At 69.2% G+C, this 8,167-nt stretch carries 7 protein-coding genes; 4 read left to right on the forward strand and 3 right to left on the reverse strand.

Features of this window, described 5'->3' with window-relative positions; all coding sequences use genetic code 11:
• From mctP to ABT085_RS40730, 3 genes are all read right to left on the reverse strand, one after another.
• Positions 1-1,702 (reverse strand): monocarboxylate uptake permease MctP (gene mctP, locus ABT085_RS40720; RefSeq protein ID WP_351620388.1); only part of this gene is annotated, 1,702 nt, incomplete at its 3' end.
• The gene (locus ABT085_RS40725) at positions 1,699-1,965 is read right to left on the reverse strand and encodes a DUF3311 domain-containing protein (protein WP_351620391.1); all 267 of its coding nucleotides are present in this window, start codon (positions 1,963-1,965) and stop codon (positions 1,699-1,701) included. The genes mctP and ABT085_RS40725, both read right to left, overlap by 4 nt.
• A gap of 202 nt (positions 1,966-2,167) precedes the next feature.
• Positions 2,168-2,932 carry a GntR family transcriptional regulator gene (locus ABT085_RS40730; protein WP_351620394.1) on the reverse strand — a complete coding sequence of 255 codons (765 nt, stop codon included), beginning with the start codon at positions 2,930-2,932 and terminating at the stop codon, positions 2,168-2,170.
• 425 nt (positions 2,933-3,357) lie between these two features.
• Between ABT085_RS40730 and ABT085_RS40735 the strand changes: the two genes are divergently transcribed.
• The 4 genes from ABT085_RS40735 to ABT085_RS40750 all read left to right on the forward strand — a co-directional run bounded on the left by ABT085_RS40735 (position 3,358) and on the right by ABT085_RS40750 (position 8,025).
• Positions 3,358-4,632, forward strand: coding sequence for an extracellular solute-binding protein (locus ABT085_RS40735; protein ID WP_351620397.1), 1,275 nt, complete (start codon positions 3,358-3,360; stop codon positions 4,630-4,632).
• A gap of 79 nt (positions 4,633-4,711) precedes the next feature.
• Positions 4,712-5,707 (forward strand): carbohydrate ABC transporter permease, encoded by a 996-nt coding sequence (locus ABT085_RS40740; RefSeq protein ID WP_351620400.1) that lies wholly within the window; start codon positions 4,712-4,714, stop codon positions 5,705-5,707.
• Complete coding sequence (locus ABT085_RS40745; RefSeq protein ID WP_351620403.1) at positions 5,704-6,534, forward strand: carbohydrate ABC transporter permease; 831 nt, start codon at positions 5,704-5,706, stop codon at positions 6,532-6,534. Before ABT085_RS40740 ends, ABT085_RS40745 begins: the two co-directional genes overlap by 4 nt.
• Before the next feature lie 9 nt (positions 6,535-6,543).
• Entirely contained in the window at positions 6,544-8,025 is a 1,482-nt protein-coding gene (locus ABT085_RS40750) for a glycoside hydrolase family 3 protein (protein ID WP_351620405.1), read from the forward strand.
• The last annotated feature ends 142 nt before the right edge of the window (positions 8,026-8,167 follow it).

The following is an 8,167-nucleotide window of genomic DNA, read 5'->3' on the forward strand; positions in this document are numbered from 1 at the left end:
CCCCTGGTCTCCGGCCTGCTGTCCGACTCCTCCGGAGGCATCGCCAAGGGCCTGTGGCTGTCCGTCGTACTGCTGGCCGTCTCCGCCGCCGTCGCTGCGCCGATCCGGCCGTGGCCGGCGGCAGCTCCACCTGTACGCCCGGGTCGCCCGCGTCCGCCGTGTAGTCCTGCGGGCTGGTCTCGTCGACGCCCTCGGGAGCCTTGACGGCCTTCAGGACGAAGGTGAGGACCACCGTGACGGCCACGTTGAGCACGAACGCCGTCAGACCGATGTAGCCGATCTCGCCGATGCCGGGGATCTCCTTCGAGCTGCCGCCGAAGTGCTTCTGGGTCGGCGAGGCCACCCCGTACGCGGCGAGCGTGCCGTACACCATGCCCACGGCCCAGCCCGCCAGCAGCGCCCAGCGGTGGCACCAGCGGGTGAACAGGCCGCCGACCAGGGCCGGGAAGGTCTGCAGGATCCAGATGCCGCCGAGCAGCTGGAAGTTGATCGCGACCGTCTTGTCCATGGTGAGGACGAAGACCAGGGCACCCACCTTCACCAGCAGCGACACCACCTTGGAGACCTGGGTCTCCTGCTTCGGGGTCGCGTCCGGCTTGATGAAGTCCTTGTAGATGTTGCGGGTGAAGAGGTTCGCGGCCGCGATGGACATGATGGCCGCGGGGACCAGGGCCCCGATGCCGATGGCGGCGAACGCCACCCCCGCGAACCAGTCCGGGAACATGTTCTCGAAGAGCTGAGGGATCGCCAGCTGGCCGTTGGTCACCTTCACCCCGGCCGCGATCGCCATGAAGCCGAGCAGCGCGAGCAGGCCCAGCATCAGCGAGTACAGCGGGAGGATCGTGGTGTTGCGGCGGATCACGTCGCGACTGCGACTGGACAGCGTCGCCGTGATCGAGTGCGGGTACATGAACAGCGCGAGCGCCGAACCGAGCGCCAGGGTGGCGTACGTCCACTGGCCCGCCTCGGGGGGTACGAGCCCGCCCGCACCGGCCGCCGTGTACTTGTCGCCGGCCGCCTTGAAGATCTCGTCGAAGCCGCCCAGCTTGATCGGGATGTAGATGATGGCCACCGCGATCACGATGTAGATCAGGGTGTCCTTCACGAACGCGATCAGGGCGGGGGCGCGCAGTCCCGAGGAGTAGGTGTAGGCGGCCAGCACGGCGAACGCGATGAGCAGCGGGAGGTCCTTCACGAACCAGTTGCTGTTCTCGCCGCCGCCGACGCCCATCACGTCCAGCACGGCCTGGATGCCGACCAGCTGGAGCGCGATGTACGGCATGGTGGCCAGGATGCCGGTGACGGCCACGGCCAGCGACAGGCTCTTGGAGCCGAAGCGGCCGCGGACGAAGTCGGAGGTGGTGACGTATCCGTGCCGATGGGACACCGACCACAGCCGGGGCAGGAAGGTGAAGATCAGCGGATAGACCAGGATCGTGTACGGCACCGCGAAGAAGCCCGCGGCACCCGCCGCGTAGACCGCGGCCGGCACGGCGACGAAGGTGTACGCCGTGTACAGGTCGCCGCCGAGCAGGAACCAGGTGATCCAGGTGCCGAACGAGCGGCCGCCCAGACCCCATTCGTCGAGGGTGTGCTCGTTGTCGGCCCTGCGCCAGCGCGCGGCCAGGAAGCCCAGGGCCGTGACGGCCAGGAAGAAGAAGACGAAGACGCCGAGCGCTACGCCGTTGACCCCGTCCTTCACCGCGACGCACCTTCCTTCCGGGACGCGCGGGCGCGCTGGTCGCGCTGCCACAGCTGGTACGCGGTCATCGTCAGTGCCGTGGAGAGCAGCACCCACAGCATCTGGTACCAGTAGAAGAACGGGATCCCGATGAACGTCGGATCCGTTTTGGCGTAGGACCCGACCCACAGCATCGCCACGAAGGGCGCGACGAGGCACAGGCCGATGACGGCGCGCACGGGCGTCACCACCGGCTCTCGGGTCACTTCTGGGGCTTCTGACATCTGGCGTTCCGTCCCCTCGTAGATCGCCTATGACGCGCAGGCAATCTAGGTCACGGTGTCACGGGAACGGAACCCCTCGTTCGTACAACACGCGCACCATGGGGGCGCTTTGGGCGCACCAGGGCCCCGGGGCGGCGCGCCCCGGGGCCCTGGTGGATCCGATGCCCGGTCAGTCCTGCGGGCGTTTCGGCCGCGCGGCGGATCAGTCCTGCGGGCGCTTGAGCCGTGCGACGAACTTGTACCGGTCGCCCCGGTAGACTGACCGCACCCACTCCACCGGCCGGCCGTCCTTGTCCAGCGAGTGCCGGGACAGCATCAGCATCGGCAGGCCGACGTCGGTGCCGAGCAGGCCCGCCTCGCGCGGGGTGGCCAGCGAGGTCTCGATGGTCTCCTCGGCCTCCGCGAGGTGGACGTCGTAGACCTCGGCGAGGGCGGTGTACAGGGAGGTGTACTTCACCAGCGACCTGCGCAGCGCGGGGAAGCGTTTGGCCGAAAGATGGGTGGTCTCGATGGCCATCGGCTCGGCGTTGGCCATACGCAGCCGCTCGATGCGCAGCACGCGGCCGCCCGCGGTGATGTCGAGCAGACCGGCGAGGGTGTCGTCGGCGGTGATGTACCCGATGTCCAGGAGCTGCGAGGTGGGTTCGAGGCCCTGGGCGCGCATGTCCTCGGTGTACGAGGTGAGTTGGAGCGCCTGCGAGACCTTCGGCTTGGCGACGAACGTGCCCTTGCCCTGGATGCGTTCGAGTCGGCCCTCGACGACGAGTTCCTGGAGCGCCTGGCGGACGGTGGTGCGCGAGGTGTCGAACTCGGCCGCCAGGGTCCGCTCGGGCGGGACCGGGGTGCCGGGCGACTGGGTCTCCGTCATGTCCAGCAGATGCTTCTTCAGGCGGTAGTACTTGGGCACACGCGCGGTACGGACGGTCGCCCCACCCTCGTTCTCCGCACTGCTGACGTCGGTGCTCATGCTCCGCCTTCCCGGCTTCCGGTGCCGAAGCGACCGACATGTCCGTCGGCCACGGCTCACATCGTGGCACGGCTTCGTGTGCGCGGTGTCCCCTGTGGGTGACCTCGCACGTTCCGTGATCCCCTCTGTATACCGTCGAGGCCCTGGTTGGTCTAGTCCAAGGTGCTGCCGTGGCGGGTGTGGTCCAGGGGAATGCGGGCGTCCGTTCTGGTGCCTTGCGAAATGAAAAGTCCCTGCATATCGCGGTCACGTAACGGACGACTCGGCCCCGCTCGAACACCCTTGACAGCCCTATTGGTCTGGGCCAAGCTCCCGCTTACTGGTCTACACCATTGGTCCAGTCCCAGGCCCCATGGGCGGTACGGCGCGTTGACGGTCACCGCGGGGAGGCAGGGGGGTTTGTGGCATCCCTGAGGAGGGTTGGCGTGAAGCGCAAGCTGGTAGCCGCGATCGGTATCGCGGGCATGATCTTCTCCGTCGCGGCGTGCGGGGGCAAGGACGACGACAAGGCCGCAGCGGACGGCAACAAGGGCAAGGGCCAGACCCTCACCGTGTGGGTCATGGACGGCTCCGCACCGGACCAGTGGCAGAAGGACGTGGCCGCCGCCTTCGAGAAGAAGACGCAGGCGAAGGTCAAGTTCGAGGTCCAGCAGTGGAACGGCATCCAGCAGAAGCTGACCACGGCGCTGTCCGAGGAGAACCCGCCGGACGTCTTCGAGATCGGCAACACCCAGACCCCCGCCTACGCCAAGACCGGCGGCCTGGCCGAGCTCGCCGACCTGAAGAGCTCCATCGGCGCCGACTGGACCGCGGCGCTCAACAACTCCTCGGTCTTCGACAACAAGCAGTACGCGGCGCCCTGGTACTTCGCCAACCGCGTCGTCATCTACAACAAGAAGATCTGGGCCGACGCCGGCATCGACGAGCTCCCCAAGACGCGTGACGAGTTCTACGCCGACCTCAAGCAGATCGGCTCCAAGACCAAGAACGAGCCGATCTACCTGCCGGGCCAGAACTGGTACCACTTCGTCGGCCTGACCATCGGCGAGGGCGCCGAGCTCGTCAAGAAGGACGGCGACAAGTACGTCTCCAACCTGGCCGACCCGAAGGTCGCCGCCGCCATGGAGACGTACAAGAAGTTCCAGGCGCTGTCCAAGGCTCCCAAGGACAAGGACGAGGCCACCCCGCAGCAGGGCGAGGTCTTCGGCAAGGGCAACGTCGGCGCCATCATCGGCATGGGCTGGGAGGCCGGCACCGCGATCAAGGCCAACCCGGCGATCGAGAAGCAGATCGGCTACTTCACCATCCCCGGTGCCACGGCCGGCAAGCCCGAGGGCGTCTTCCTCGGCGGTTCCAACCTCGCCGTCGCGGCCGGCAGCAAGAAGCAGGAGCTCGCCAAGGAGTTCCTGAAGATCGCGCTGTCCGACCAGTACGAGGGTGAACTGGCCAAGATCAACGGCGTCATCCCGAACAAGGAGTCCCTCCAGAGCAACCTGGCGGGCAACGCCGCCGCCGAGGCCGCCGCGCCGGCCGCCGCGGGCGGTGGCACCACGCCGCTGATCCCGGAGTGGGCCGCGGTCGAGAACGCGCCCAACCCGGTCAAGACCTTCATGACGGCCGTCCTGAACGGCAAGTCCCCGGCCGAGGCCGCCAAGCAGGTCGAGGGCGACTTCAACAAGCGCCTGGCGCAGCAGCAGTAACGCTTCGCAGGAGGCGGGGGCCGTCCTTCCGACGGCCCCCGCCCTGGCGTCGACCCGGTCGAGAGAAGAGATGGCGAGCATGACCGTGCAGACCGAACGGCCGCCCTCCGGTCCGGCGGACGTCCGCAAGTCGGACGACGGAGGACCCGGCAGGCCCCAACCACGAGGGGCCCGGCGCACCGGCGCGCTCGCCCCGTACCTCCTGCTGCTGCCGGCCTGCGCGGCCACCGTGCTGCTGCTCGGCTGGCCGCTGCTGAAGGACCTGCTGCTGTCGTTCCAGAACCTCAACATGGGACAGCTGATCCAGCATGTCACCGAGTGGAACGGCATCGACAACTACAAGGAAGCCCTCACCGGCGAGGACTTCTGGCGCGTCACCCTGCGCACCCTGCTGTTCACGGCGGTCAACGTCGTCCTGATCATGCTGCTGGGCACGCTGGTGGGCCTGCTGCTCGCCCGCCTCGGCAAGCGGATGCGGGTGACCCTGATGATCGGCCTGGTGCTGGCCTGGGCGATGCCCGTGGTCGCCGCGACCACCGTCTACCAGTGGCTGTTCGCCCAGCGCTTCGGTGTCGTCAACTGGGTGCTGGACAAGCTCGGCTGGCACTCCATGGCCGACTACAGCTGGACCAGCAGCCAGCTGTCGACCTTCTTCGTGGTCACCCTGCTGATCGTCTGGCAGTCCATACCGTTCGTCGCGATCAACCTCTACGCGGCCACCACCACCATCCCCGGCGAGCTGTACGAGGCGGCGGCCCTCGACGGCGCGGGCGTGTGGAAGAGCTTCACCACGGTCACCCTGCCGTTCCTGCGGCCCTTCCTCTACGCGACCACGTTCCTGGAGATCATCTGGGTCTTCAAGGCGTTCGTGCAGGTCTTCACCATCAACGGCGGCGGCCCCGACCGGCTCACCGAGACCCTTCCCGTCTACGCCTACATCGAGGGCGTCGGCAACCAGCACTACGGCATGGGCGCGGCGATCGCCGTGCTGACCATCCTGATCCTGCTCTGCGTCACCGCCTACTACCTGCGGATCGTGCTCAAGCAGGACGAAGAAGAGGGGGCCGAGCTGTGAAGCGCTCGCTCATCGGCCGCATCTGGCCCAACGTCACGGCCGCCGTCCTGTTCGTCGGCTTCGTCTTCCCCGTGTACTGGATGTTCGCCACGGCCTTCAAGCCGACCGGCGACATCATCGCGGAGGACCCGGTCTGGTTCCCGACCGACGTCACGTTCGAGCACTTCCAGAAGGCGACCGGCGTCGACCACTTCTGGACGTATGTCGGCAACTCCCTGGTCGTCACGGTCCTCGCGGTGGTGTTCTCGCTGGTCATCGCACTCGTCGCGGCCTTCGCGCTGGCGCGGATGCGGTTCCGCGGGCGGCGCGGCTTCGTCGTCGGCTTCATGCTGGCGCAGATGGCCCCCTGGGAGGTCATGGTCATCGCGATGTACATGATCGTGCGCGACGCGTCGATGCTGAACAGCCTCGTCCCGCTGACGGTCTTCTACATGATGATGATCCTGCCGTTCACCGTCCTGACGCTGCGCGGCTTCGTCGCCGCGGTACCCAGGGAGCTGGAGGAGGCGGCCATGGTCGACGGCTGCACCCGCGGCCAGGCCTTCCGCCGGGTCATCCTGCCGCTGCTCGCCCCGGGCCTGATGTCCACCTCGCTGTTCGGCTTCATCACCGCCTGGAACGAGTTCCCGCTCGTCCTGGTCCTCAACAAGGAGGCCGAGTCCCAGACGCTCCCGCTGTGGCTGTCCAGCTTCCAGACCGCCTTCGGCGACGACTGGGGCGCCACCATGGCAGCGTCCTCGCTCTTCGCCGTCCCGATCCTGATCCTCTTCGTCTTCCTCCAGCGCAGGGCCGTCAGCGGCCTGACCGCCGGAGCCGTGAAGGGATAACCCCATCCGATGACGACATTCGCCAGCGGCACCGACACGCTGACCCGCGACGCGCTGACGGTCCTCCAGCCCGGCTTCACCGGCACCACGGCCCCCGACTGGCTGCTGCGCCGCCTCGGTGAGGGCCTCGCCTCCGTCGGCCTGTTCGGCCGCAACATCGCCTCGCCCGAGCAGCTCGCCGTCCTGACCGCGCAGCTGCGCGCCGAGCGCGACGACGTGCTCGTCGCGATCGACGAGGAGGGCGGCGACGTCACGCGCCTGGAGGTGCGCACCGGTTCCAGCTTCCCCGGCAACCACGCCCTCGGCGCGGTGGACGACGTCGAGCTGACCCGGGAGGTGGCCTTCGAGCTGGGCCGCCGGCTCGCGGACTGCGGCGTCAACCTGAACTGGGCACCCTCCGCGGACGTCAATTCGAACCCCGCGAACCCGGTCATCGGGGTCCGTTCGTTCGGCGCCGACACCGCGCTGACCGCCCGGCACACGGCCGCCTATGTCACCGGGCTCCAGTCGGCGGGCGTCGCCGCCTGCACCAAGCACTTCCCGGGACACGGCGACACGGCCGTCGACTCCCACCACGCGCTGCCCCGCATCGACGTGGACGCCGAGGTGCTCGCCGAGCGCGAACTGGTCCCGTTCCGCGCGGCCATCGCCGCCGGCACCCGGGCGGTCATGAGCGCCCACATCCTGGTCCCCGCCCTGGACCCGGAGCACCCGGCGACGCTGTCCCGCCGCATCCTCACCGGACTGCTGCGCGGCGAACTCGGCTACGACGGGCTGATCGTCACCGACGGCATGGAGATGCAGGCCATCGCCGCCACCTACGGCATCGAGCGCGGCAGCGTGCTGGCCGTGGCGGCCGGCGCCGACGCGATCTGCGTGGGCGGCGGCCTGGCCGACGACGAGACGGTACGGCGTCTGCGCGACGCCCTCGTCGGGGCCGTACGCTCCGGCGAACTGCCCGAGGAGCGGCTGGCGGACGCGGCGCGCCGGGTGCGCGAGCTGGCCCGCTGGACCGCCACGACCGACGTGCGCACCCACGAGGTCCGCTCCGACGTGGGGCTCGTGGCCGCCCGGCGCGCCCTCGCGGTGACCGGCGCCGACTCGTACACGCCGCCCGTCGAGGCCCCGTACGTGGCCGCCTTCACCCCGGTCGCGAACATCGCTGTCGGCGACGAGACCCCCTGGGGGGTGGCCGCCGAGCTCGCCGGTCTGCTGCCGGGGACGCAGACGGGCAGCTTCACCGGCCCGGACGCGGGTCCCGCGGCGCTGGCGGCGGCGGGGGAGCGGCGGATCGTCGCCGTCGTCCGCGACGAGCACCGGCACCCGTGGATGGCGACGGCGCTCGACACCCTGCTGGCGGCCCGCCCCGACACGGTCGTGGTCGAGATGGGCGTACCCCAGTCCGCGCCCCGCGGCGCCCTGTACATCGCCACCCACGGCGCGGCACGGGTGTGCGGGCGGGCGGCGGCGGAGGTCGTCGCCGGCCGTTAGCGCCTGTTCCACGAAGAAGGCGCCCGGGCCCCCTCCGGGGGCCCGGCGCCCTCGTGGTGTGCGCGGGGCCCCCTCACATACCCCGGCCCCGACGCGTGTTGGGGGTGGTGTGACGAGATATGTAGATAACAACACAGTAAAA

Origin of the sequence: Streptomyces sp. NPDC002265 (genome assembly GCF_040296125.1) — a bacterium.
Taxonomy (GTDB): domain Bacteria; phylum Actinomycetota; class Actinomycetes; order Streptomycetales; family Streptomycetaceae; genus Streptomyces.

Excerpts from the sequence above, each read along its gene's own strand:
- ABT085_RS40725 (WP_351620391.1), bottom strand. The coding sequence starts at position 1,965 with ATGTCAGAAGCCCCAGAAGTGACCCGAGAGCCGGTGGTGACGCCCGTG.
- ABT085_RS40730 (WP_351620394.1), bottom strand. The coding sequence starts at position 2,932 with ATGAGCACCGACGTCAGCAGTGCGGAGAACGAGGGTGGGGCGACCGTC.
- ABT085_RS40750 (WP_351620405.1), top strand. The coding sequence starts at position 6,544 with ATGACGACATTCGCCAGCGGCACCGACACGCTGACCCGCGACGCGCTG.
- ABT085_RS40740 (WP_351620400.1), top strand. The coding sequence starts at position 4,712 with ATGACCGTGCAGACCGAACGGCCGCCCTCCGGTCCGGCGGACGTCCGC.